Source organism: Lentimonas sp. CC4 (assembly GCF_902728235.1).
GTDB lineage: Bacteria > Verrucomicrobiota > Verrucomicrobiia > Opitutales > Coraliomargaritaceae > Lentimonas.
This window is the reverse complement of the sequence record NZ_CACVBO010000001.1, coordinates 2828392-2851371: the sequence shown is the minus strand read 5'-3', so window position 1 is coordinate 2851371 and position 22980 is coordinate 2828392. Positions and strand designations below refer to the sequence as shown.

Annotated in this window: 22 protein-coding genes; 13 read left to right on the top strand and 9 right to left on the bottom strand. The window is 50.0% G+C overall.

Annotated elements, in window-relative coordinates; translation table 11 throughout:
• Positions 1–13 precede the first annotated feature (13 nt).
• A complete protein-coding gene (locus GZZ87_RS12295) occupies positions 14–2917 on the top strand; it encodes a vitamin B12-dependent ribonucleotide reductase (protein WP_162025057.1) in 2904 nt (967 codons plus the stop codon).
• Positions 2918–3123: 206 nt separating this feature from the next.
• Here the strand turns inward: GZZ87_RS12295 and GZZ87_RS12290 are convergent, their stop codons facing one another.
• Complete coding sequence (locus GZZ87_RS12290; RefSeq protein WP_162025058.1) at positions 3124–3738, bottom strand: hypothetical protein; 615 nt, start codon at positions 3736–3738, stop codon at positions 3124–3126.
• Positions 3739–4330: 592 nt separating this feature from the next.
• Between GZZ87_RS12290 and GZZ87_RS12285 the strand changes: the two genes are divergently transcribed.
• Positions 4331–5005, top strand: coding sequence for a hypothetical protein (locus GZZ87_RS12285; protein ID WP_162025059.1), 675 nt, complete (start codon positions 4331–4333; stop codon positions 5003–5005).
• Positions 5006–5411: 406 nt separating this feature from the next.
• On the opposite strand, the gene GZZ87_RS12280 is transcribed toward GZZ87_RS12285, so the two are convergent.
• Positions 5412–5765, bottom strand: coding sequence for a RidA family protein (locus tag GZZ87_RS12280; RefSeq protein ID WP_162025060.1), 354 nt, complete (start codon positions 5763–5765; stop codon positions 5412–5414).
• 331 nt (positions 5766–6096) lie between these two features.
• On the opposite strand from GZZ87_RS12280, the gene GZZ87_RS12275 reads away from it, so the two are divergent.
• The 3 genes from GZZ87_RS12275 (at position 6097) to GZZ87_RS12265 (ending at position 8430) form a co-directional block, all read left to right on the top strand.
• Positions 6097–6945 carry a septum formation inhibitor Maf gene (locus tag GZZ87_RS12275; protein ID WP_162025061.1) on the top strand — a complete coding sequence of 283 codons (849 nt, stop codon included), beginning with the start codon at positions 6097–6099 and terminating at the stop codon, positions 6943–6945.
• Between the two features lie 30 nt (positions 6946–6975).
• Complete coding sequence (locus GZZ87_RS12270) at positions 6976–7506, top strand: peroxiredoxin-like family protein (protein WP_162025062.1); 531 nt, start codon at positions 6976–6978, stop codon at positions 7504–7506.
• 90 nt (positions 7507–7596) lie between these two features.
• A complete protein-coding gene (locus tag GZZ87_RS12265) occupies positions 7597–8430 on the top strand; it encodes a hypothetical protein (RefSeq protein WP_162025063.1) in 834 nt (277 codons plus the stop codon).
• A 63-nt stretch (positions 8431–8493) separates the two neighbouring features.
• Here the strand turns inward: GZZ87_RS12265 and GZZ87_RS12260 are convergent, their stop codons facing one another.
• On the bottom strand, positions 8494–8895 hold the full coding sequence (locus GZZ87_RS12260) for a DoxX family membrane protein (protein WP_162025064.1): 402 nt from the start codon (positions 8893–8895) through the stop codon (positions 8494–8496).
• 111 nt (positions 8896–9006) lie between these two features.
• Between GZZ87_RS12260 and GZZ87_RS12255 the strand changes: the two genes are divergently transcribed.
• The 4 genes from GZZ87_RS12255 (at position 9007) to GZZ87_RS12240 (ending at position 11718) form a co-directional block, all read left to right on the top strand.
• Positions 9007–9453: a hypothetical protein gene (locus GZZ87_RS12255; protein ID WP_162029020.1), complete on the top strand. Its 447-nt coding sequence runs from the start codon at positions 9007–9009 to the stop codon at positions 9451–9453.
• Positions 9454–9710: 257 nt separating this feature from the next.
• The gene (locus GZZ87_RS12250; protein WP_162025066.1) at positions 9711–9950 is read left to right on the top strand and encodes a hypothetical protein; all 240 of its coding nucleotides are present in this window, start codon (positions 9711–9713) and stop codon (positions 9948–9950) included.
• 127 nt (positions 9951–10077) lie between these two features.
• Complete coding sequence (locus GZZ87_RS12245) at positions 10078–10575, top strand: hypothetical protein (RefSeq protein WP_162025067.1); 498 nt, start codon at positions 10078–10080, stop codon at positions 10573–10575.
• 213 nt (positions 10576–10788) lie between these two features.
• Complete coding sequence (locus GZZ87_RS12240; RefSeq protein ID WP_162025068.1) at positions 10789–11718, top strand: DUF1080 domain-containing protein; 930 nt, start codon at positions 10789–10791, stop codon at positions 11716–11718.
• A gap of 157 nt (positions 11719–11875) precedes the next feature.
• Here GZZ87_RS12240 and GZZ87_RS12235 read toward each other — a convergent pair whose 3' ends face one another.
• The 5 genes from GZZ87_RS12235 to GZZ87_RS12215 all read right to left on the bottom strand — a co-directional run bounded on the left by GZZ87_RS12235 (position 11876) and on the right by GZZ87_RS12215 (position 18187).
• Positions 11876–13825 (bottom strand): fructose-bisphosphatase class III, encoded by a 1950-nt coding sequence (locus GZZ87_RS12235; protein ID WP_162025069.1) that lies wholly within the window; start codon positions 13823–13825, stop codon positions 11876–11878.
• 182 nt (positions 13826–14007) lie between these two features.
• Entirely contained in the window at positions 14008–15834 is a 1827-nt protein-coding gene (locus GZZ87_RS12230) for a metallophosphoesterase family protein (protein WP_162025070.1), read from the bottom strand.
• Between the two features lie 110 nt (positions 15835–15944).
• Positions 15945–16307: a response regulator gene (locus GZZ87_RS12225; protein WP_162025071.1), complete on the bottom strand. Its 363-nt coding sequence runs from the start codon at positions 16305–16307 to the stop codon at positions 15945–15947.
• A gap of 70 nt (positions 16308–16377) precedes the next feature.
• The gene (locus GZZ87_RS12220) at positions 16378–17160 is read right to left on the bottom strand and encodes a DUF1080 domain-containing protein (RefSeq protein ID WP_162025072.1); all 783 of its coding nucleotides are present in this window, start codon (positions 17158–17160) and stop codon (positions 16378–16380) included.
• Positions 17161–17371: 211 nt separating this feature from the next.
• A complete protein-coding gene (locus tag GZZ87_RS12215; protein WP_178106554.1) occupies positions 17372–18187 on the bottom strand; it encodes an outer membrane protein OmpK in 816 nt (271 codons plus the stop codon).
• 273 nt (positions 18188–18460) lie between these two features.
• Here GZZ87_RS12215 and GZZ87_RS12210 point away from each other — a divergent pair, with 273 nt between their 5' ends.
• From GZZ87_RS12210 to hpt, 4 genes are all read left to right on the top strand, one after another.
• Positions 18461–19678 (top strand): uracil-xanthine permease family protein, encoded by a 1218-nt coding sequence (locus GZZ87_RS12210; RefSeq protein ID WP_162025073.1) that lies wholly within the window; start codon positions 18461–18463, stop codon positions 19676–19678.
• 15 nt (positions 19679–19693) lie between these two features.
• Entirely contained in the window at positions 19694–20329 is a 636-nt protein-coding gene (upp, locus tag GZZ87_RS12205) for a uracil phosphoribosyltransferase (RefSeq protein ID WP_162025074.1), read from the top strand.
• Between the two features lie 67 nt (positions 20330–20396).
• Complete coding sequence (locus tag GZZ87_RS12200; protein ID WP_162025075.1) at positions 20397–21680, top strand: NCS2 family permease; 1284 nt, start codon at positions 20397–20399, stop codon at positions 21678–21680.
• Between the two features lie 23 nt (positions 21681–21703).
• Positions 21704–22246 carry a hypoxanthine phosphoribosyltransferase gene (hpt, locus tag GZZ87_RS12195; RefSeq protein ID WP_162025076.1) on the top strand — a complete coding sequence of 181 codons (543 nt, stop codon included), beginning with the start codon at positions 21704–21706 and terminating at the stop codon, positions 22244–22246.
• A 156-nt stretch (positions 22247–22402) separates the two neighbouring features.
• On the opposite strand, the gene GZZ87_RS12190 is transcribed toward hpt, so the two are convergent.
• Positions 22403–22918 carry an adenine phosphoribosyltransferase gene (locus GZZ87_RS12190; RefSeq protein ID WP_162025077.1) on the bottom strand — a complete coding sequence of 172 codons (516 nt, stop codon included), beginning with the start codon at positions 22916–22918 and terminating at the stop codon, positions 22403–22405.
• Positions 22919–22980 lie beyond the last annotated feature (62 nt).

Sequence of the window (22980 nt, the reverse complement as noted above, 5' to 3'; positions counted from 1 at the left end):
AACTGACGACCAAATGAAAAAAAACACCGACACACCTGATTCTACTGCCTCAAAGGCTCCCAAACACACCCTAAACATCCCGCGCACCTTCTCTTCTGACACGGTTCATCCCTATGATGACATCGAGTGGAGCTACCGCACTGCCGAAATTACCGACGATAAAGGTAAAGCGATCTTCAAACAGGATAACATCGAGGTGCCCGCCGCATTCTCCGACCTTGCCGCCAAAATCTTATCCTCCAAATATTTCTACGGCGATATCGACAACGGCACCGACCCGCTCACCAACGGTCGTGAATCCTCCTTCAAGCAGGTCGTCGACCGCGTCGCAGGCACAATTACAAAATGGGGACTCAAAGACGGCTATTTCAAAGACAAGGAGCAGGCTCAAGTATTTGACGAAGAGCTCAAGTGGTTGCTTGTCAACCAATACGGCGCATTCAACTCTCCGGTGTGGTTTAACCTCGGCCTCTACGAGAACTACGGTGTCGGCAAAGACTCCGGCAAGGGCAACTACTACTGGGATCAAGAACACGACGTCGTCATGCGCGCCGAGAGCCAATACGAGTATCCACAATGCTCCGCCTGCTTCATCCAACACGTCGACGACGACATGGACTCGATCATGGATTTGGCCAAAGCCGAAGCGATGCTGTTCAAATTCGGCTCTGGATCAGGCACCGACCTTTCCAGCATCCGCTCGACTCGTGAAAAACTCTCTGGCGGCGGCAAGCCCTCTGGCCCGCTCTCCTTCCTCTCCGTTTACGATGCCGTAGCCGGCGTCGTAAAGAGTGGCGGCAAGACTCGCCGAGCGGCAAAGATGAACGTGCTCAAAGACTGGCACCCCGACATCGAAGAATTCATCGAAGCCAAACAGGTCGAAGAGCGCAAAGCATGGGCACTCATCGAACAAGGCTACGATCCATCCTTCAACGGCGACGCTTACGGCTCGATTAAATACCAGAACGAAAACCTATCGATTCGCACCTCCGACGAATTCATGCAGTCCGCGATCGACGGCAATAAGTTCTATACTCGCCGCGTCACCGACGGTCAGCCCTGCGAGGAAAAGGACTCCTCCTACCTGCTCGATAAAATAGCCGAAGGCACCCACATCTGTGGCGACCCAGGCATGCAGTTTGACGACACCATCCACAAATGGCATACCTGTAAAGGCTCAGGCCGTCAAAACTGCACCAACCCGTGCAGCGAGTATCTCTTCCTTGATAATTCCGCGTGCAACCTAGCATCACTCAATTTGATGAAGTTCCGCACACCGAACGGTCTCGACGCCGAGCGCTTTGCAGCCGCCGCCAAGATCTTCATCATCGCGCAAGAGATCGTCGTCGACCGCTCCTCCTATCCGACCGAAGGCATTACTTACAACAGCCACTGGTTCCGCACACTCGGCTTAGGCTACGCCAATCTCGGCGCACTGCTCATGTCCTACGGCTATGCCTATGCATCCGACTCAGGCCTCGGTCTCGCTAAAGCCATCACTGCAGCGATGACAGGCATCGCCTACAAGACATCTGCCGAACTCGCGGCACTCAAAGGCCCCTTCGCGGGGTATCACGAAGCCGCTCACTACGGTGTGCCGAATCCACCAGAGGCAGACAACGTCGCCTCTATGCAAGGCGTCATCGCACTCCACAAGAGCCACGCCGAATCACTCGACCACAACTCTCCCAAGCCACTCGTCGACTTCGCAGTCAAGGCCTGGAAGGAAGCGTCCGACCTCGGCAAGCGCTACGGCTTCCGCAACGCACAAGTCACCGTGCTCGCCCCAACCGGCACCATCGGTTTCTTGATGGACTGCGACACCACTGGTGTCGAACCAGCCATCGGCCTCGTTGCCTACAAGACACTCGCAGGCGGCGGTATGATGACCATCCCCATCAAATCGATCCCACTCGCCATGGAAACGATGGGCTACAACCAAGCCAGCATTGATCAAGTCTGCAACCACGTTAAAGAATATGGCACCGTCGAAAATATCAAAGTCAACGGCAAGGAACTGAAGTCCGGCCTCAAAGACGAGCACATGGAAGTGTTTGACTCTGCCTTCCGCTCCGGACACGGCAAGCGCTACCTGCACTACACCTCACACATCGATATGATGTCTGCCGTGCAACCCTTCCTATCTGGTGCGATCTCCAAAACGGTCAACATACCACAAGAGGCCACTATTAAGGAAATACGTGAAGTCTATATCCACGCATGGAAGAAAGGCATTAAAGGTATCGCCATTTACCGCGACGGATCCAAACGCTCTGCTCCAATCAAGACCACAAAGGACGTTGTCGAAGAGAAGAAGCCAGAGGTGCAAGTCGTCACCGAACCGTATCGCCGCAAGCTACCCGACACGCGCCAATCCATTACTCATAAATTCTCACTGGGAGGCACCGAAGGCTACATCACCGTTGGTAAATTTGACGACGGCACAGCTGGGGAAGTATTCATCCAAATGGCAAAAGCTGGCTCCACAATTAACGGCCTAATGGATACCGTCGGAACGCTCGTTTCGCTCTGCCTCCAATACGGCGTGCCTCTCGAAACACTCGTTAAGAAGTTCAGCCATGTTCGCTTCGAGCCTGAGGGTATGACGAAGAATCCGCACATCCCATTCGCGAAATCTGTGATCGACTACGTTGCCCGCGAACTCGGCATGGAGTTCATCCCAGGCTATAAAGAAAAGATGAGCCCCCTCGCCCAAATGGACGACGCCTTCGAACACCAAAACCCAAGCAGCTCGACGATTGAAAAGGAGGCCCCAAAACTAGACGAACAACAGTTAGAACTGCTCACACAATCAGAAGGCAACCTCACCTGCCCCGAATGTGGATCAGGTAAAGTGAAAGTCACTGGCACCTGCGCATGCTGCTTAAATTGCGGCACGAGTTTAGGCTGCAGCTAATCAACCCAACGACAACGGGCGACTCATTCGAGTCGCCCGTTTTTTTTGTTCAATCTTACAATCAAAAGTGAAAACCTCACCTAGGCATATTTGCATAGTGAAACAGACACTCATTTCTATCCCGTCGGAGTGAGTCACTTATAGCACACGCAACAGGCAGGAATGCCTATATCGCAGTCATCACTATCTGAATCGATATGGCGTAACTACTCGGTATCAATTTGGAAGGTAATATTCACAGCGCCGGCTCTCTTACCATTCGGACCAAGTGCCAAATAAACGGTGTCGCTCACTTCCAACAGCCCAAGTTCGACATTAAATGCCTGCTTGCCCACTCCCTTTAAAATATCTGTCCCGATGAGCCGATCATTCACATAGATCCTAATTTCATTGCTACCAGTCTCATTCTTTCGGAGAACCTCACTGTTAATGATTCTCCCTGAGCCAGCTTCACCAGGCTGCACAGTGTAGGAGAGGATAACGTAGTGATTTAGTTGATCCTGAGATTCAATGGTTCCATAACCACAAGACACCGAGTTTCGCCTCGCAGTGAGCCACTTACCATCTGGATGAGGGGCATCTTTGTTTTGCTTCTTTGAAGGAGGATAGTCGGCATCCACAGCATAGTAGTTTTTAACAACCTCTAAATCTATGTATTGGTCTTGCTGGTCGATATTCACATTTTCAGGATTCCACTGGTAAGCCCAACCTGGCTTGAGCTTCTTAAGGCTGAAATCTGCACTGTAATCAGCAATCACCTCAGCACTTAGAAACTGAGTGGCAAATAAAGCGAATAGTGAGCAGGCGGCTTTGAATGTCATCAATCGAACTTTTTTTTGGGGGAGTCGTAAAGGAACCTCAGCATTAAACTGAAACCACGTATACTATGTATGAAATAAACCTATATTATCAATTCAACAACCCGTTTATAGCATTTTTTACAGTTCCATAATAAGTGGCAAGTAGACATCGACATCGTTCAAACCTAGAACACGAAAACGCCCATCAATCACACGAATAAGCAAACAGCACCCCACTCCACTCCTAGCTATTGATCAAACAATAGTGTCAAACTAAAGTCACTACGCACACGAGTGCCACGTATAGAGAACCTGACGCATGCCCTAGGGATATCGCTCAGACTAAACAGTAAGGTATAAAAAACAAATTGAACTCACGCATTGTCTTGGCAATCGTCCTATGACCGTTTGACTTAGCGCTGTGGGATATTTCTTTTATACTTTAGTCCAAGGCTTCCGCCTATATCTACAAAGTGCTTCATTTCTGGCGGTATTTTCTCTTTTTTTCGTCCTGCCATTTAGCTTCGTGTTTTTTGAATGTGGACTGGCGAATCCACTCTATGACACCTGTATCTGGTTCGTATTTAGCCTCTGTGGTTTTGAGGAAAACTACATGTCACTCACCCTATTCTATAGTATGGTGCTAAGCATCCTATACATCCCAGCATCTATATGGATCGCATGCTGCATTAGCACCTGCTTAGCAATTTCAAACGGCCATCACCCTAGTTTTATGAAAGTGGCTCGAACCACGCTAACCCGCTGCGGATCCGTTCTTTTGAGCCGAATCGTAGCGCAGTGCATCATTTTGGTGCCGGTCTTGATCATGACCTGGTTTACCAGCCGATACGGCCATATCTTACCGATGTATGGAAAAGTCATCATCCCTGCGATTGCTTACTTCACGCTCTATCTTTCGCTACGCTATAGTTTTATAGAAGTCATTGTGATCGGTGAAGGAGTTGGAGCATTTAAAGCAATCAACCTCTGTAATCGTGTGACGGAGGGAGCCACGTTAAAAATATTCTTACTCCAGCAAGCTTATTTAGCCGGCTTTATAGTAGTGAATGTCGGTCTCTTCGTTTTCCTGCATTCCATCCTTAAACTCCCAAACCAAACAGCAGACTGGGTCACCACAACCTTACTAGGCAGTATTAACAGTTTCTATATAGTCATCACCTACTACATCTACCTCAGCTTTGCAACTGGCGAACCTTACAGCCAAATGGAAGAAGTCGCAGAGCAAGTATTTCGAGCACCCGATCAAGTGCTAAAGATGCAAAATTAGTCGACGAATAGAATCTGGCATCAGGCACCACTGGGGATAACGAAGCGTCCGGCACTCTAGGGCGAATTACAACGAATGCTGCACCCTGAACACCAGCGGACCGGCAACCCCGCCTGAGTGATGTTCGGTCTAAGAGGCTGTCGTTTTTTTTGGAGACGTAACTGGGGTTGACCAGCTCCGTCTGGATATGGATTCGAGCGAGTCTACTGCGGTTACTCTGGGCAAGTGCTTTATCTTTCCTTGGCTCGGATTTTTTTTACAACCGCTACGCGAGAGGGATCGGCGTTAACGGCGGCGTTACCGTCACGTGAATGCCTGCCAGTCTGGCGTCGCAAAGAGGTCAATATGGACTGACCAAAGAATCGGGTGCCCGCAGGCGAGCATCAGGATAGCGACACTGCCAGGATCACTGCTTGACTGCGGCAATGACTGAGATCTCAACGAGCAGTTCAGCACGTGCCATACGTGCTTCCACACAGGCGCGTGCGGGCGCACAACCTTCAGGCACCCAATCATCCCAGACTGCATTCATAGCGCCGAAATCTTTCATATCTCGCACGTAGATGGTTGCCGAGAGCATGTGCTCACGATCCGAGCCTGCTTGCAGTAGCAGCGCATCCACTTTCTCAAGCATGGTCTCAGTCTGTTCAGAGATGTCTTTGGTGGCGTCAGCACACACTTGCCCACACAAATAGACGGTATCATTATGAATAACGATACGGCTCATACGCTGCTTTGTTTCTTGTCGCTCAATGCTCATACCGTGAAGTGAACCATATCTAGAAAGATACAAAAGGCCAAAGCACAGATAAGAACCAAATTTGTTCATATCACAGGAGGAGAATTCAAGCTTTGAGGCACGATCTGTGCAGTAGCTCTCCTTAGCCAAGGCCCGAATGCGCGAGGTCCGATTAAGATGCAAGGCGCGCGATGGCTTACCCATGCCGACGATGCATTCGATCAAAGAGATACTAAACGGACGAATCTGAACATTTTTAAGAATAATACTCCTCTGAACGTCTCTAACACTAAATTGCTGAATAGAATCAGCACAATTGAAATGAATTCAGCCTCTATTTAATCTGACCAACATGCGCTTACTTCAAATCACACTACTCTCTCTTTTTGCACTCAATCAAGCGAATGCACAGGTGCGCGAGTTTTGGTTTTCTGGTGCCGAAATCAACCGCTACGAGCTCAAACAAATGCGCTACGGCGAATCACACCCGGGTCATGCAGAACTCATATTTGTCACCGAGCCTTTTCTTGTCGATCAGCATGTTAAACACGAATTCGGGACCGGCTCCAGCACCGACATACTTAAGCTAAACGCACAAAGAGCGTTCAACACTGGCATCTATACCTACCGAGTGATGACGAGCACCTTTCAACCAATCGACATGGAACGCTACCCGCATGCGCTCAAAACAAACACAAGCATCCAAGACTGGTGCGGACAGGTGTTCCAACAAATTGGTAAAACTCAGACTGGCTGGGATATTGAGCTCCGCTCCTATTTCCAAAAAGACGGTGATCAGGACTTTACGCTGGGAGATTATTGGCTGGAAGATGAATTGTGGACTCGGCTACGCCTCGACCCCATGAGCCTACCAGTCGGCAAACTACAACTCGTCCCAGGAGCGATCCTCACCCGATGGATGCTCATCCCCATCGAACCACAAGATGCATTGGCCAGGCTGAAAGAAGGCAAAAAGCAATCCTCCTACACGGTCGAATACCCCAAGCTAGGGCGTAAACTCGTCATCCATTTCGATACGAAATTCCCACACATTATTCGTGGCTGGGAAGAGCACGAACCTGCCGGAGTGACCCATGCAACACTCACACACCGACTAATGAATTCCGAATACTGGTCCGAAAAACACCTTAAAGATGCAAGCAAACGCAAGTTGCTAGGCCTCGAAGAAGTCCCGAACTAAAATTCAATTTATCAAATAAAACCAAAACAGATGGCATCACAAAAACTAGACTCAGGAGGGATCCTTCCAGAAATCACACTTTCACTCGTCGGAGGCGGCAAGGCCACGCTCGGAAAAGCAGACGACTCGCAAAACTGGCGACTTGTTTTCATCTACCGTGGCCTCCACTGCCCGATCTGCCACAAGTATTTGAAGCAACTAAGTGCTTTCAAAGCTAAATTCCTCGAAGCAAAAGCGGAGATCATCGTGGCCTCTGCTGACTCCGCTGGGCAGGCAGAAGCCATGGTTCTGGCTGAAGCGCTCGACCTTGAGGTTGCCTATGGTCTGAGTCTCGAACAAATGCAACGCCTCGGTCTCTGGATTTCAGAACCTCGTTCCGCGGATGAAGTCGACCATCTTTTCCCAGAGCCCGCACTGTTCGCGATTAATACTGAAGGAAAAATTCAATTGATTGATCAGTCCAACACTCCATTCAACCGCTCCGACCTCAAAGAGGTGCTAGATACAGTTATTTGGATCCAGGAAAACAACTATCCTATTCGCGGAACCTACGGGCAGTAATCCAACCATTCGCAAACTAAAAGCACTTCATCCACCGTCATGTGCAGTCCGTAATATTTCCGAACTACGAACTGCGTAACCATCTCAGCTATGAAACAACTAAAGACACTATCAACGATCACCGCCCTCAGCACACTGCTCGCACTGGGCGCCTGCAAACCCGCAAGTTCCAATAACGAAGCCGCCGTAGTAATCAGCCCAGGCAAAGAACTCGTCTTAGAATCGATCAATGCCCACGGTGGTATTGAAAAGTGGCGTAACAACGGCCTGTTCAAATTCCGCTGGACCTATCACATGACAGATCGCGACTCGACTGTCGACTCCATCCAGATCGTCGATCCTGTGAGTTTTGCTGCCGTCCACACAGTCCCTAACAGTGACACGTCCTTTGGACGAGCCGCAGACGGCCGTTACTGGATATATCCGGCCGATGCCACGTTCATGCCTCCGGTTCAGTTCTGGACGCTGACACCGACCTACTTCCTCGGCATTCCTTTTGTTTTTGATGACGACCAGATCACCTTTGAACTGCTCGAGGAAACAAAACGTTTTGAAGGCAAAGACTACAGCCAAGTCAAACTCACCTATGACTCAAGTGCCGGCGAGTCTCCGGATGATTACTATGTATTACTCATCGATCCCGAAACCAAACTAGTTCGAGGAACCTATTACACCGTCACCAATCCGCTCGTCTTCAAGGGCGGTATCCCCGTAGAAAAGTTTATCTCTCTAGATAACCTGCAGGACGTGGGTGGTCTAAAAATCGCAGGTGGACACATCACATACGCGATGTCGGACGGAGTCATTGGAGAGCAGATGCGCTACACAGATGTGAGCGATGTCGCCTTTATCGAGCGAGGTAGCACGAACATGTCGCCCCCCGAAGGAGCCCGCTTCTTCGACCCGATTCCCGCAGCAGAGTAGACTCAATCAGAATACAACTTTACAGGGGGCATGGTTCATACCATGCCCCCTTTGTATTACAGATTAAGCAGACTTTCCTGACACATCCGCAGTGTTTGGATTGTTCAGGATGATGTAGAACAAATATAGATGCAGCAACTGGGAGGTTAAAAGTTCCCACTTTTGGAGCATGCAGGTGCCAAACATGATTCCCGCCATAAGTAAGCAACCGGCAAAGGCTCCCCAACGCACACACTTGCTACCGATCAACAGAGCGAGCCCAATCAAGGCCTCCGCAAATGGGATGATGTAAGCAAAGCTCAACGCGGGAAATCCAGCGAGTATCGAGGATTCAAATTGCCCGGCCATCTTCGTGGCGAAACCTGAGAGATCCGAAAAACGGACTGCACCATGCACCATAAAACTAATACCAAATGCGATACGCAGACCATGGTAAGCCAGTTGTGAGTTCGTTAATTTTTTCATAATTGCTATCATACTGCTTTCTCTGCCAAAGCAAACGAAGCAGCTAGTTTGCTTTGGTTGGATTCGGGCACGACTCAGTGGGTTGGAATATCCTCGATCCCTACGGCTCTCATGAAAATGAAAGACATCAGCCGAAAATCACTCTACATTGTAGACCTGCCCTTCACTCTACTGAGTGCAGCCATGCTGCTCTACTTTGCATACCCAAAAATCACACACAATGCGATCAGCGTAAAGGGCTTCGCTGACTTCAGTCCTAAGCTAGGATTAGACCCAGTGCCATTCATGCTATTTACTGGATACATGGAACTAGCCATCATGGCTGCCCTCATCGTCGGCATCGTCTTACTCATAAAAGATAAAGCATGGCTCCTGTGGCTGGCGAACGGCTTATTACTCGGCACGATGTTGACGGGGCTGTATATAGAATTCTTTGCACGAACACACCCAGCGAACAAGCTCGTCGGCATCGCCCTTCTCTTTGCTGTGATCGCGAGCTTACAGCTCATACGACACAGACGCTCACGGCCGAAACGACTCCAGATCACGCGGGCATGACATCAGAGCATAGGTTTCATGTAACTGAGTGACTGCAGAGACTCGCCCACCAATCACAGGCCAATACAGTATGTCCCTTTTCGGCTCCACCAGCTCGACTAACGGACGGTTCTGGTCTGCCGCATAGATACCATTTTCTTCACATTTTTTGCCCGATTCTTCTTTTCGCTTGTTTTAGACGGCCGACACGGTATGACGGCTCCCGTCACTACATCGAGCAGGATTCATCTGCCACAAGAACTTCAAAAAGATACACCATGGCCTTCACACCGAGCAAAGATCAGAAACGACGCGATAGAGAGCAGAAAAAAATAGATAAGCGCAGAGCTCGCGAGGAGGCAAAAGTTGAAAAACTTGAAGCTCAAAAGGCCGCGGCGAAGGCAGCCGAAGAAGCAGCTGCCTTAGAAGCCTTCTATAAAACTGAAGAAGGTATGATCGCAAAAGAGGAGGCCGAGTTCGAGGCTGAGCTAGCGGCCGAGGCCGCAGCTAAGCAATAAACTGAGTGAGTTGTCGGACGAAAATCGCTCCGTGCGACTTCCTGGGGCCCCGACCTTTTGGGGATTAACGACTAATCGATGTATTTTAGCATTGCCGCAGGGCCGCGAGATAAAGTGTTCTCTGCGTATGCTTGCATATCAAATTTTTCAAACAATCCCAGCTAGTCTAGCAGAAACACTTTTTACTTATCTCCGCCAAGAAGACCGTGCGTCTTACAAGGGAGTCGTTGAGCGCCTCGCTGAGCAGCAGAAAATGCGCCCGGTCTTTATTACGAAGCAGTCGCCAGAAAAGCAGGTCAAGTTACTGACAGCTGCCTGTGCCCGCAAGCCAGCCGAGCCGATTGCTATGCAAGTTCTTGAAATCTGGCTGATGCGTGGTCGCCAAGCGATGTTAATTGATTTCTTGGATCGCATGAAAATCGCCCATGACGGCGAAGGCATGGTTGAAAAATTCCCGGAGGTCATGGATACAGAATTGCTCAACAGTGCCGTCACTGCGATGCGCGAGACTTATCCTGCGGAAGAAGTGGCACTGTATCTCTACGTGCTTCAGGGACAACAAGAAGGCGGTTGGCCATCAATCGCTGCGTTGCTCGACGCTGAACCGTGGTTAGGCGCGGCATAGCCACGAGGCTCCCCCTCCTCGACGAGAGCAGAACTGCTCAAATCCAGTGATGAACATATCGAAATAAGTCCCAAGGGATAACAATGGCTCTGTGTATCACACAGAGCTTTTTTTGTTTCCTTGCATAGCATCAGAGCGCGAGTGATCATTTCAACGTGTGTCATGCCGTCAGCAGCTAGCACACGACACCCAATATCCCTCACACTATATACTATGCGCCCCACCCTTTCTTTCTCCTGCCGCCGTTTCACGCTGTCTACTGACAATTTCCTATCCGTAGTTGCCTGTTCCTTGGGATCCTTGCTCCTAGGAGCTTCGCAAGCATCAGCTGATGCCGTCAAAGAGAACGTAACATATCAGGCAGATAAACTTGCGGGTGTGGAAGCGCCATTCACCCCTCTCTTTAACGGCAAGAATTACGAGGGGTGGTATATCAAATTAAAAGATGGCGACCAGGCTTTAGGAGAGCGTGTTTTCGCAATTGAGGACGGGATGATTCATGTCTTCGATGATAGCTGGCCTGATGAGATCGACCTAGATGAAGGGACTGATGCTACCATCGGTATGTTGTATACCAAAAAATCTTACGACAAATACCACCTCAAATTCGACTATAAGTGGGGAAAGAAAAAGGCGAACTACTTTGCCAAATGGCAATATGACGCAGGGGTCTATTACCACATCTCCGATGATAAAGTATTCCCAACTGGCGTAGAATTTCAAATCCACTATGTGCCAAATGAAGATCGCAACCGCACAGGCGACTTAATCCGCCCTCCTGGTCAGACGTATGATTGGTATTTCAACACCGAGACCAGCGAATACCTCCACCCTGACGAAGGTGGTGTCCTGTATACGAAACAGAAGTCATACAAGGGGAAAAAATGGCTACACAATGCCAAAATCACAAGGAACTTCAATGCGTTGAACGACGAGTGGAACACTTGTGAACTCATCGTAATGGGTGGGGAGTATGCCATCCACAAGCTCAATGGCGAGGTCGTCAACATGGCATTTAATCTGGATCCAGCCGCTGGAATTATTGGCTTCCAATCGGAAACTGCTGAGATCTTTTATAAGAACATTGAGATCAAGGAATTTGAAGAAATCATTCCAGCCGAGACGTTCCTGAATAAGGATTAAATAGCCTTATCAAAGAAACGATTCGAGTCGTCGAGTTCCTTGCCTGACATGAGCCTGTCGAATGTAGATGGTCGACCGTCATCGTTTCATCTAAACGGGTGGCCAACCAAAAAGGAAGCCACCGACTTGAACGTCTAGCATATGATACAATCGCCTCCTACTGCTCGTGTAGTCGATTGCTCCTGTAAGCCTCGATGAGACGATTCAATTCTTTCATACGGTAATTGATACGCTGACCACGCTCGGTATCTTGCGTTCGCTGCGGATCGTCAAACACACGTATATCCTGAGTCTTAGGAACGATATCGACACCGTCTTTGATCGCGGACTCGATGGATTCGAAATGGTGGTGCTCTGCGAGAACAATCCTCCCGGGCTCGAGAACCAGGGTGTATCCATGATCCCCATAAGCCTCGGAGAAGGCACCATCGATCGTAATCGCCTTACCACTACGCTTGATCGGCGACTCCCCTTGCTTTAGCTTAACGGGAACGTGACCATTCACGATCAATCCCTGGTCGGCGTCGGCGCCGAACTCTTCAAGCACTTTATCGCAAAAACCAACTTCATGTATCAAATCAAAGTAAGGATCTTTATTTTCTCGATGAGGTGTTTTATCCGCAATGAGATCTCTCTCTAGTGTGGCAATTCGGTCTTTACCGAAAAGTGGAGAGCGAGGGCCACACCAGAGATACCAGAGAAAATCGAGGTCAGGTGTTTTTCGTTTCTCAAGTGCCCTGCGAACAACAACCTCAATCTCTTCGAACAAGGCTTTACCCGAAAAGTTCTGACCATCGATTTCAAGATCCAAGAAGTTACCTTCGGTATCGACGGGAACACAGCCATGAAAGATAAGGCAGTCTCCGCGTTGCAAATACATCGAACCATGCCCGACCATATACCTCATTTGCTCTCTCATTTTCTGACTACTGAGGAAGGAACTTTTCAAGCGATCGAGACAGTCCTGCTCCTCACTAGTCAAGGTGTATGGATCTTCTGGATCAACGGTAGGCAGGCGTTTATCGCGCAGTTCGTAAACGACGCCATCGATCTCGATCGTGCCATGGTCCAGGTCAATGCGATGCATCAGTCGACGATGATCAAGCTTCCACTGCGGATTACGCTCAATCAATTGGCCTTCCAATTTAAATTGCATCACCGCGATCGCCTTCTGCATCCGAGCGACCAGTTCGATGGGACGGAGGCCGTCACCTTTAGGCATGAAGAATTCGGCAGGGTCATCTGAGTAGATTTTACGCGCTAGATGCTCCAGAGGCGTCATTGGGACACTATACCCCTCATCCAGCTGACTGATTCGACGATAGCGCAGTGACACTCTTAAGGCGGTGCAAATGAGTGCGTCATTACCAAGCGCAGCACCCAGCCAAAGTGCATCATGATTTCCCCAAATGAATGATACGTTGGGTTGCAAACGCAGATAATCAACAACGCGATCACCGCGTGGCCCACGATCCCAACAGTCGCCACCGATGATCAACTCATCCACGGCGAGGTTACGAATCAAACGTCCGACAATATGTATGAGGTGTAGCACACGTCCTTGGCGTTGCAGCTCGTCAATAATCGCTTCGACAAACTGATTGCCACGCTCGCGTGTCGGCGCGTGCAATATCTCCAGTAACAGGTTCTGGTAGTCCGCTGGTAATATCTCAGTCGCCAACTTCAGGCTGTAGTTGCCCATCAGATGCCGGAGTAGCTCGAACTGCGGGTTCAGAATCTTACGTGCATATTCCTTCAGCTCAAATGGATCAGTTAAATCCCGTTCCAGTTGATCAGTGACCTCTGCGGGATAGAAAGTGATTTTCAGAAAGCTCTTGAGCTCCTCGCTCGTCATTTTTTTAGCAAACATTTTCTCAACAAGCGGACGAAGTGTCCCTGAGGCATTGTTGATGACGTGCCGTAATTTTTTATCTTCACCATGAATATCACTAATCATGTGAATCGCACCCCGAGGGAGTGTTTGCACCGCAGCGAGGCGGGCGATCTCTGCAATGGCAGCATCCGTATTTGAGAACTCTGCTGCGAGTAATTCGAGTGAGGATAGGTTTTCTTCTGGGCGCTTAAAGGAAAGGGCTTTGTTGGTCATAGAGTCTAGCGAGTGTGGGTAGTCGTTTCTATGCTGCGGGCAACAGCTTGATTATAGTAACAGAGTGTGAGCATATACCATAATAGAACTGCAATCAGAGCAAGTCATATAAGGCCTAAATAGCGGCTCCCCGCCCAGCACAGCTCCCCACTCACTCGATTCTATATAGCGAAACAAAGGCTCTAATCCTTTTGCATGCGATAGGTATCGAGCACCTCTCCCTGATCACTGAGAGTCGTTACATGGAGGCTGCGGCCGTCCACATCGACAATTACGGAGGCAAGCGTAGAGTGATTCTCGACCATAAAGGGCAAGTGTGGCGCACGGAAGGGACCCGTTTTTCCGGAGCTACCAGCGACGGTATAAACCGTGCCGCGCCCTTCGTGCTCGGACTGGCGGTAGGCTCCGTCACCATGGGGGCGACCGTCGCCGACGTTAAGCGCATGAACGTCGGGCTCGTAAGTCGAGCTCCGCCCATAGTGGCCTTGCATGAGGAGCGAGCGCTCGTATGTGTGACTATGCCCACCAAAGGTCAGATCCACTCCGTGCGCTTCCAGTAGAGGCAAGAATACTTCACGCATTTCGATATGCTGTGTCTCTGTGTCCGAGTTGTGCGTGCCGTGCGTGTAGGGCGGGTGATGCCAATAGGCGATGATCCAGTCGTATTTATCATCAGTCGCGGCGATGAGGTCGGCCTCTAGCCAGCGATACATTGCGCCGTCCGCACTGCGACTACTGACTTGAGAGTCTAGGCAAATGAAGTGCGTGCGCCCGTAGTCGAAGCTATAGTAGAGTTCGCAACCAGAAGGCAGCCCCCCGCCCTCGCCCTGGGTGGGCATTTCAAAGATCGCGAGGTAAGGGTCAGCCTGATTATTAGTGAGAGGATTCTTATCAATCCTGGACCACAGGGTCTCGTGGTTACCGACCGCAGGCCAGAGGCAGGTATTATGTAGGATCGGCGTATAGATATTAAACACCGCATTCTGGAACTGTTGGTCAGTGCCGTGTGCGTAGGCATTGTCGCCTAGCATCAACCAAAGGTCGGCTGGGCGATCTATCGCGAAGTCTTGATAAGCCTGGTAAACGTTCATGGCATTACTGTTACCAGTGCCAGAATCACCGATAATCCAGATACGCGTCGGCACTGCCTGGTATTGCGCTGGTAGCGTGCGGAACTGGTGAACGCCAGAGGCAAGCGTCTCATCTTGTGATACGATTTGATACTCGTAAGTGGTGCCGGTTTGCAGCCCTTCCAAACGAATGCGGTGCTCGGTGGTCGGAATGGCCTCTTCACGAAAGAAGCTGTCGTCCGTGCCCTGCTGCTTGTAGCGAACATGACCGCGTGCAGGTTGCTTGGTGCGCCAGAGAATCGATATACCGTGCTCAGACGCATTCTGGAGGTAAGGCCCGCGCAGGATATCATCCGACGAGTCCGAGGGGGCGACCTCTTGTGAGCCAGCCAGTAATGCCGCATCCCATACGATATCGGAGCTCTTATTGTTTATATTTAGTAAATGCACCGCGAGAACGTTGGTGCCATTTCGCAGAGCCTCGGCAGGTAGTTCACTAAAAGTCTCAAACTTCTTGGCCTCATGGGATGGCACTTTCCCGCCCTTCATCGGTGCAGTGCGGCAGATTTCGACTCCGTTTAGAAAGACGATAGCAGCATCGTCGTAGCGCGCACGAAGTGTAAGGCTGGTGACGGCATTACGATTTTTAACACTAAAGCTATGCCGCAGAAAGTAATCCTTTTGCTGCCCCTGGAGTGTGTCGGTCGCGAGGTATGTTTCTCCATAGCCCAGTGGAGCCGCTCCTGATTGCCAGTCGCTCTCGTCGAAGCCATCAGTATTCCACCCCTCGTCGGCTTCGCCATCGTCATCAAACAGCCAAGTGCTGTGCGGAGGCACCAACCCTGTCGGTTGCTCTTCATGCGCCTGAACGCGAGGAAGCAAGCCAGCGAATGCCACAAGCAGACACAAGCCTGCTCGCGGGAAAAGACCAGAAATCATAGCCTGAAGCTATGAGACGTATTTACAGAAGTGAAGCTAGAACGACACAAGACCCCGGAAAAGGATGCAAGTCGCTGTAGCCAAACAGGCTTGAAGACGAAGTTTCGTTGCTATGATCCGAAGTGCTTGCGGATCAAAGCCTCTACAATATCGGAATACAGCGATGGCTTGTTGTAGTAATCGACACCATGCGCTTCGAGCTGTTCGACATCCGTGCTACTTAACTGACCAGAGACGACGACCACTTTGATGCCACTAGCCCCCCGCTTGGTCTCGATAGCGAAATGAGATCCATTTCCGTCTGGCACCTGTTGGTCGGCAATCAGAATATCGATCTTTATATTATCGTCCTCAAGTATCGATTTGGCATGGGCGATATCAAGTGCTGGAAACACGGTGTGGCCGCGGCTTTCAATTTGCTCACAGGCAACAGCGGATAGGTCAGGCTCATCTTCAAGTAGTAGGACGTTCATAATCAGCTTAGATAGACAGATACAAACAGAAGAAAAGCACAAACGAATCCAATCTTGAAATCGATGGAGATTATTCCTGCGGCAACTCTTTGATGCGAATATTGCGATACATGAGCTCAGCCCACTCTGCCTGTAAACCGATATGCCCCTTATTCAGCGGAAGCGTGGTTCCGTCTTTCTGAGTCTGAACTAGGTTGAAGGTTTCTAAAACCACTTCGCCATTCAAGATGAAGGTTGCTTTCTCTGAGCCATGAATACGGATCTCCATCTCATTCCACTCCCCCTTTGGCTTCTCCTGACCTAAGCCAGTCCGAATACTTTTCCCCGTCACAGGCGCTACATCCGAATCGTAAAACTTGCCAACCGCTGGCGTATCAGCGAACAGTTGCTTCCCGAGGACAAAAAGGTCGCCAGTATGGAAGCGCCCCGCGCTCCCCTTCGCATCCGGCTTATCGCCAGCAGACTCGCCAATCTGCATTTCCATACTCAGCGGCCAGACTTTCTGGAGGTTTCCATGGACATGAAATAACAAACCGGCATCACGATCCCAATCCACGCGCGGAGCAAAACGATGCTCTTGCCACTGGTATTCAAGCTTAAGAATATAATGGCTAAACTCGGCATCTGAAACCAAGCAATCTGTAACTTGCTTGGAGCCCTGCTCACGCCCAGCATATACATGTATCGCCGCCTCATCAGCATTGACTGAGAAAGCTCCCGTATCGCCCTCACCTGAGCTACCAGCAGCCTTCCAGCCATTCAAGGTTTTACCGTCGAACAGAGGCTTGAATCCAGCTTCGCCCGCACAAAGCGAGAGAGCGAGAAAGAGGGGTAGTAAACAGATGCTTCTCATATTTTCGATATCTGGGGTATAGATTGAAGGCCGGACTGGCAGATCCGCGCACAACAAACAACATACCAACGATCACGGCAAGTTGAATATCACGTTAGACGACACTCAAGTCGACTCACAACATCTGCTGAGTCAGTGGCAGATACGTAAAAATGAAGATCTGAAGACTGCCCTACTTCATGGAGCAGAACAACCGAAGGCCGAGACGGACTTACAGGTAGTATTGTAACAAGAAGCTATAAGCGCTCTGATCCGTCTTGAAGTAGCTTCTGTCCTTGATGCCATATTTGTTGCTCCAGTAATCATATTCGACACCGATAAAGAGACGGTGTTCATCACCCCAGAGCAACTTACCCAAGTTGTATTTGATCTGTGGATTGATGTGTAGGTTTTCCTCGTAGTCGTTATTTTCAGAAGCAAACACATAGTCGATATAGCCATCAATCACGATCTCGGACTCGCCCACTGGCATCGTGTAGGAGAACACCGGCGTCAACTGCCAGCCACGCGAATTATTATTTTGAGGATCGCGATAGTAAAGATTGAGTTGGAAATAGTTGAATCCAGGCACATCGAGATCGACACCAAGACCATAGAGAAGACTCTCGACATCCCCCTTACCGAACTCATAGGTGGTCGCGATCAAGACGTCCTTAATCGGTCCGAAGCTAGCATCGACATCAGCGATTTTGCTAGCACTGAAACGAGGCGAGAACTCACCGTAATAGCTACTATCATCACTTGAATCCCGATAATCAGTAAAGTCAACGAACAGAAAGGTATCACCAAAGCTCAAGCCACTGGCATGCTCGATGGTCGCAGTTTGCTGCTCGTCTGCATTGACTTCAAATCCCTTACCATAAAGGTAGGTTAGGCTAGCATCCTGCCATAGCACGACATCGGACAAAAAACCTTGCCTGTGGTCAGTGCCAATCTCCTCGACTTCCTGCGCGCTCAGCCCCTGCACTCCAAATGCACCTAACGCCATTAATAATGAAACACGACAAACTTGTTTTAGTTCTTTCATCCCACCACTGGAACAACGCGAACGCCCATGGCAACCCCATTCGTTCGGCTGTCAAATTTGAAGATTACAATTAACGACTACTTCAGAACCATATAAGCACAGTTATCATCAAAATTGATCCAATCATGTAAATTGGCATGACATAAGGTATGCCGATACGTGGCATTAGCCCGGAGTATTAAATACCGATCTGAGCAACTTATTCATCTGTTTACTTGTTCTTAAGCGATCAGAGCCGCTAGTTTCCTGCCACAATCGAAGCAAAAATGAATCATGAATGATAACACAATAGGTTGGAACAAGAAGCTGGTGCTAGGCATTCAGCATGTCTTTGCAATGTTCGGTGCGACCGTGCTGATGCCTGCCTTAACGGGTATGGATCCGAGCGTAGCGCTACTAGCGGCGGGCATCGGGACATTTATTTTCCATGGCGTAACAGGAGGCATGGTTCCGGTATTTCTGGGATCCAGTTTTGCATTTATCGGCGCCATTAAGACGGTTGCCGGTGCAGATGGCAGCGGCCTACCGGAAGCACTGGGAGGTGTAATCTGCGCAGGGGTGGTTTACTTGCTAATGTCGCTAGTGATCAAAGTCGGTGGCGTAACATTCATGAAGCGCTTGTTCCCGGCAGTGGTCACAGGCCCGGTAATCATGGTGATCGGCCTATCACTCGCCCCAATAGGCGTGAGCATGGCATCGTCCGATTGGCTACTATCCATGGTGGCGATACTGACGATCATCGCAGTCTCTTGCTTCATCAAAGGGTTCTTCAAACTGGTGCCGATCCTTATTGGAATCTTTGCGGGCTATGCAGTCGCCGCAATATTGGGTCGAGTGGATTATTCAGCCATGCAAGGCGCTGACAGCTTGTTTATCGGCCCAGATAATTTCGTGTTTCCAACCTTCGAGTTGAACGCAATTCTAGCGATTATGCCGATCGCGATCGTTTCCGTAATGGAGCACATCGGCGACATCACGACCAACGGCGCTGTGGTCGGGAAGGACTTCTTCAAAAAACCAGGCTTACACCGCACCTTACTGGGAGACGGCTTGGCGACGATCTTTTCGGGCTTCATTGGTGGCCCGCCGAACACGACCTACTCTGAAAACACGGGCGTCTTAGCGGTAACCAAGAACTACAATCCAGCGGTGATTCGTATTGCTGCGGTCTTTGCTATCCTTCTCGGCATCGTCAGCCCCATCGGCAGCTTTCTCCAGACGATTCCGGTGGCGGTCATGGGAGGCGTCAGCTTCATCCTATTTGGCATGATCGCCTCTGTTGGCATCCGCACCATCTCCAACGCACAGCTTGACTTCAACCGCAGCCGCAACTTGATCATCGTAGCACTGATTCTAGTCTGCGGGCTTGGCGGCGTCCAAATTCCAATCGGCAACATTACAATCGAGGGTATTGGCCTAGCCGCTCTCGTGGGTATGATTGCCAATCTAGTGCTACACATCATCTTACCGGACGATCCGGATAACGACTAATACGAGGACACGACTATGAAGAGGTTTCCAACATTAACGATTTCGAATCACCCGTTGATTCAGCACAAGCTGACCTACATTCGCGACAAAACGACACCAAAAAAAGTATTCAAGGAACTGGTAGACGAAGTCGGCACACTGCTCGCGTATGAAATCACAAAAAACCTGCCAGTGCACACAGTGCAGGTAGATACTCCACTAGAGACGACCGTGGGCCATGTGATCGACAGTCACAAGGTCGTGCTCGTGCCATTACTGCGCGCGGGCTTGGGCATGGTAGATGGCGTGCTCAACCTGATTCCAAACTGCGCGATTTGCCACCTCGGCTTATATCGCGACCATGAGACGCACAAGCCGGTGACCTATTATTTCAAGCCAATGGCGGATGCAGAAGAGCGCATGTTTATGATGGTCGATCCGATGCTAGCCACTGGTGGCTCCGCAATCGCCTCTGCCGATTTACTGAAGAAAAACGGCGCGAAAAACATCAAGTTCATGTGCCTCGTGGCAGCCCCCGAGGGCGTCGAAGCATTCCAACACGCGCACCCAGACATCGAAATCTTTGCGGCGGCCCTTGATGATAAGCTCAACGATGACGCCTACATTTTACCAGGACTCGGCGATGCAGGCGACCGCTTGTTTGGCACCTGAAATGACTATTGATGAATGCAACATACTAAGTATTAAAAAAGTAAGAGGATAATCCCTAAAAAAAGATATGTTTAAGCTCCAAGAAAATAACACTACGGTTCGAACAGAAGTCATTGGCGGCTTCACGACCTTCCTGACGATGGCCTACATCATCTTCGTCAATCCGATGATCCTCAGTCAGGCAGGCATGGATAAACCGGCTCTGATTACAGCCACCTGCCTCGCGGCCTGTGTTAGCACGCTGTTAGTTGCCTTCTGGGCTAAAGTGCCCTTTGCCATGGCTCCGGGAATGGGGCTCAATGCCTTCTTTACTTATACACTGGTGCTCGGCCAAGGCCTCACTTGGCAAACGGCATTGGGCGTGGTATTCGTGTCCGGCGTCGCCTTCTTGATACTGACGCTCGCGGGGATTCGAGAAAAAGTGGTGTCGGCCATTCCATTATCTCTACGTATTGCGACTGCAGCAGGTATCGGTCTGTTTATTACTTTCATCGGCTTAAAGAACCTCGGCTTAGTCGTCGATAACCCCGCAACGCTCGTTTCGATCGGTCAACTCACCTGCCCCGTTCTGATTGGACTTGGCGCCCTAGTGCTGATCACCATTCTAGAAGTTAAAAAGGTAAAAGGCTCAATATTGATTGGCATCTTTGCGGCGACTATCGCAGGCATTTTATTGGGCGAGGTGCATCTCGACGGTGTTTTCTCAGCTCCGCCAAGTCTCGCACCACTGGCCTTTCAGCTCGATATTCTCGGTGCCCTAAAATGGGGTCTGGCCGGTGCGATCTTCTCGTTCATGTTCGTGGACTTGTTTGACTCGATCGGCACGATCGTCGCCTGCTCGTATGAAGCCGGGCATGTCGAAAAAGATGGCACGATCAAGCATATCGACAAGGTGCTTGAAGCAGATGCTGTGGCCACGATTGCTGGCTCGCTAATGGGCACCAGCACGACGACAACCTACATCGAATCGGCGGCTGGGATCGCTGATGGCGCACGCACCGGACTCGCATCCGTCGTTACGGGTTGCCTCTTTCTCGTAGGCCTGTTTTGCGCACCTCTCATCGGAGCAGTGCCTGCCTTTGCCACTGCCCCAGCGCTGATCATCGTCGGTGTCTTCATGTTTCGGAATATCAAGCAGATTGATTTCATCGACTTCAAAAACGCAGTGCCTGCGTTCCTGACAATGATCCTCATGCCACTGACGTTCAGCATCGCAACGGGTCTGACCGTAGGATTCCTATCCTATGTGATCATTGCCGTCTGCTGTGGTGACTTGAAAAGAGTCTCCCCTGTGATGTGGGTTGTCGGCCTACTATCTGCAATCAATCTGGCCGTCACAGTTGCCAACTAACACACCTTCAACAGACAAAGAATATGGGCGAACAAGGACTTCAAAAAACACTAATTTCAAAAGAAGAAATTGCCGAAATCGTAGCAAAGCTTGGTAGCGAGATCACTGAATGCTATAAAGACTCCGACAAGGAACTGATCGTCGTGGGTCTCTTGCGTGGGTCGTTTATATTTATGGCCGACCTAGTGCGCGAAATCAAATGCCCGATGGTCACCGACTTCATGACGATCTCCAGCTATGGTGACGACACCATCAGCTCAGGTGATGTAAAAGTGGTGATGGATCTCGACGAGTCCATTACCGATCGCGACGTGCTGCTGGTGGAAGACATCATCGATACTGGGAACACTTTTAGTAAAGTGATCCGTATGCTCGAAGGTCGCACCCCTGCTTCGCTACGTATTTGCACACTGCTCAATAAACCTTCTCGCCGAAAAGTCGAAGTCCCTATCGATTTCTGCGGCATTGATATCCCAGACGAATTTGTCTGCGGCTATGGGCTCGATTACGCTCAGAAGTTCCGCAACGTGCCTTACATCGGCATCTACGAAGGTCCCGTTGAGTAGGACTTGCGCGTTCTGCACGGACAAGAGCCTTGTCACTTGCCAAAATTCGTAGCGTGCAACTTTAGCAAACGTCCATCGTATCTGCACGATGCACTGAACGCTCGCTAAAACTGCACGCTACCAATCAGATCAAAAAATTATCCACCTTGCCGATTCCTAGTAGTGGAAAACGGAATGAATCGGTAAATCCGACAATTTTTCACGCCCCTTTAGATCATCTAGTTCCATCAAGAAAACGAGCGCTTCGATTGCGACTGAAAAGTGGCCTTGGATTAGTTTGAGCGCAGCACCCACGGTGCCACCAGTCGCCAACACATCGTCGACCACCAAGATGCGTTGCCCCTCCTGAAAGGCGTCGCGACTGATCTCCAGCACACTGGAGCCATACTCTAGCTCATATTCTTGTGCATGTGTTTCATGTGGTAGTTTACCCTCCTTACGGATAAGCACCGTGCCAGCGCCCAACGCGTAGGCCAACGCAGACGCTAAAACGAATCCTCGCGCTTCGATACCAACCACCACATCGATCGGCTTCCCCACGTAACGTTCTTTTAACTGATCGATCAAAGCTTTAAAAGCAGGGCCGTCAGCGAGCAAAGGCGTGAAATCGCGAAAGATGATGCCCGGCTTCGGAAAGTCTGGCGTCGTGCGGATGTAGGATTCGATATTCATAATTAATCTCTGAGAAAAATGTAGCATACGGCGATGGACTTCGTCCGATAAAGGACGAAGTC

Coding starts and splice junctions, on each gene's coding strand:
- GZZ87_RS12295 (WP_162025057.1), top strand. CDS start 14: ATGAAAAAAAACACCGACACACCTGATTCTACTGCCTCAAAGGCTCCC.
- GZZ87_RS12290 (WP_162025058.1), bottom strand. CDS start 3,738: ATGACATTCAAAGCCGCCTGCTCACTATTCGCTTTATTTGCCACTCAG.
- GZZ87_RS12285 (WP_162025059.1), top strand. CDS start 4,331: ATGTCACTCACCCTATTCTATAGTATGGTGCTAAGCATCCTATACATC.
- GZZ87_RS12280 (WP_162025060.1), bottom strand. CDS start 5,765: ATGAGCATTGAGCGACAAGAAACAAAGCAGCGTATGAGCCGTATCGTT.
- GZZ87_RS12275 (WP_162025061.1), top strand. CDS start 6,097: ATGCGCTTACTTCAAATCACACTACTCTCTCTTTTTGCACTCAATCAA.
- GZZ87_RS12270 (WP_162025062.1), top strand. CDS start 6,976: ATGGCATCACAAAAACTAGACTCAGGAGGGATCCTTCCAGAAATCACA.
- GZZ87_RS12265 (WP_162025063.1), top strand. CDS start 7,597: ATGAAACAACTAAAGACACTATCAACGATCACCGCCCTCAGCACACTG.
- GZZ87_RS12260 (WP_162025064.1), bottom strand. CDS start 8,895: ATGAAAAAATTAACGAACTCACAACTGGCTTACCATGGTCTGCGTATC.
- GZZ87_RS12255 (WP_162029020.1), top strand. CDS start 9,007: ATGAAAATGAAAGACATCAGCCGAAAATCACTCTACATTGTAGACCTG.
- GZZ87_RS12250 (WP_162025066.1), top strand. CDS start 9,711: ATGGCCTTCACACCGAGCAAAGATCAGAAACGACGCGATAGAGAGCAG.
- GZZ87_RS12245 (WP_162025067.1), top strand. CDS start 10,078: ATGCTTGCATATCAAATTTTTCAAACAATCCCAGCTAGTCTAGCAGAA.
- GZZ87_RS12240 (WP_162025068.1), top strand. CDS start 10,789: ATGCGCCCCACCCTTTCTTTCTCCTGCCGCCGTTTCACGCTGTCTACT.
- GZZ87_RS12235 (WP_162025069.1), bottom strand. CDS start 13,825: ATGACCAACAAAGCCCTTTCCTTTAAGCGCCCAGAAGAAAACCTATCC.
- GZZ87_RS12230 (WP_162025070.1), bottom strand. CDS start 15,834: ATGATTTCTGGTCTTTTCCCGCGAGCAGGCTTGTGTCTGCTTGTGGCA.
- GZZ87_RS12225 (WP_162025071.1), bottom strand. CDS start 16,307: ATGAACGTCCTACTACTTGAAGATGAGCCTGACCTATCCGCTGTTGCC.
- GZZ87_RS12220 (WP_162025072.1), bottom strand. CDS start 17,160: ATGAGAAGCATCTGTTTACTACCCCTCTTTCTCGCTCTCTCGCTTTGT.
- GZZ87_RS12215 (WP_178106554.1), bottom strand. CDS start 18,187: ATGAAAGAACTAAAACAAGTTTGTCGTGTTTCATTATTAATGGCGTTA.
- GZZ87_RS12210 (WP_162025073.1), top strand. CDS start 18,461: ATGAATGATAACACAATAGGTTGGAACAAGAAGCTGGTGCTAGGCATT.
- upp (WP_162025074.1), top strand. CDS start 19,694: ATGAAGAGGTTTCCAACATTAACGATTTCGAATCACCCGTTGATTCAG.
- GZZ87_RS12200 (WP_162025075.1), top strand. CDS start 20,397: ATGTTTAAGCTCCAAGAAAATAACACTACGGTTCGAACAGAAGTCATT.
- hpt (WP_162025076.1), top strand. CDS start 21,704: ATGGGCGAACAAGGACTTCAAAAAACACTAATTTCAAAAGAAGAAATT.
- GZZ87_RS12190 (WP_162025077.1), bottom strand. CDS start 22,918: ATGAATATCGAATCCTACATCCGCACGACGCCAGACTTTCCGAAGCCG.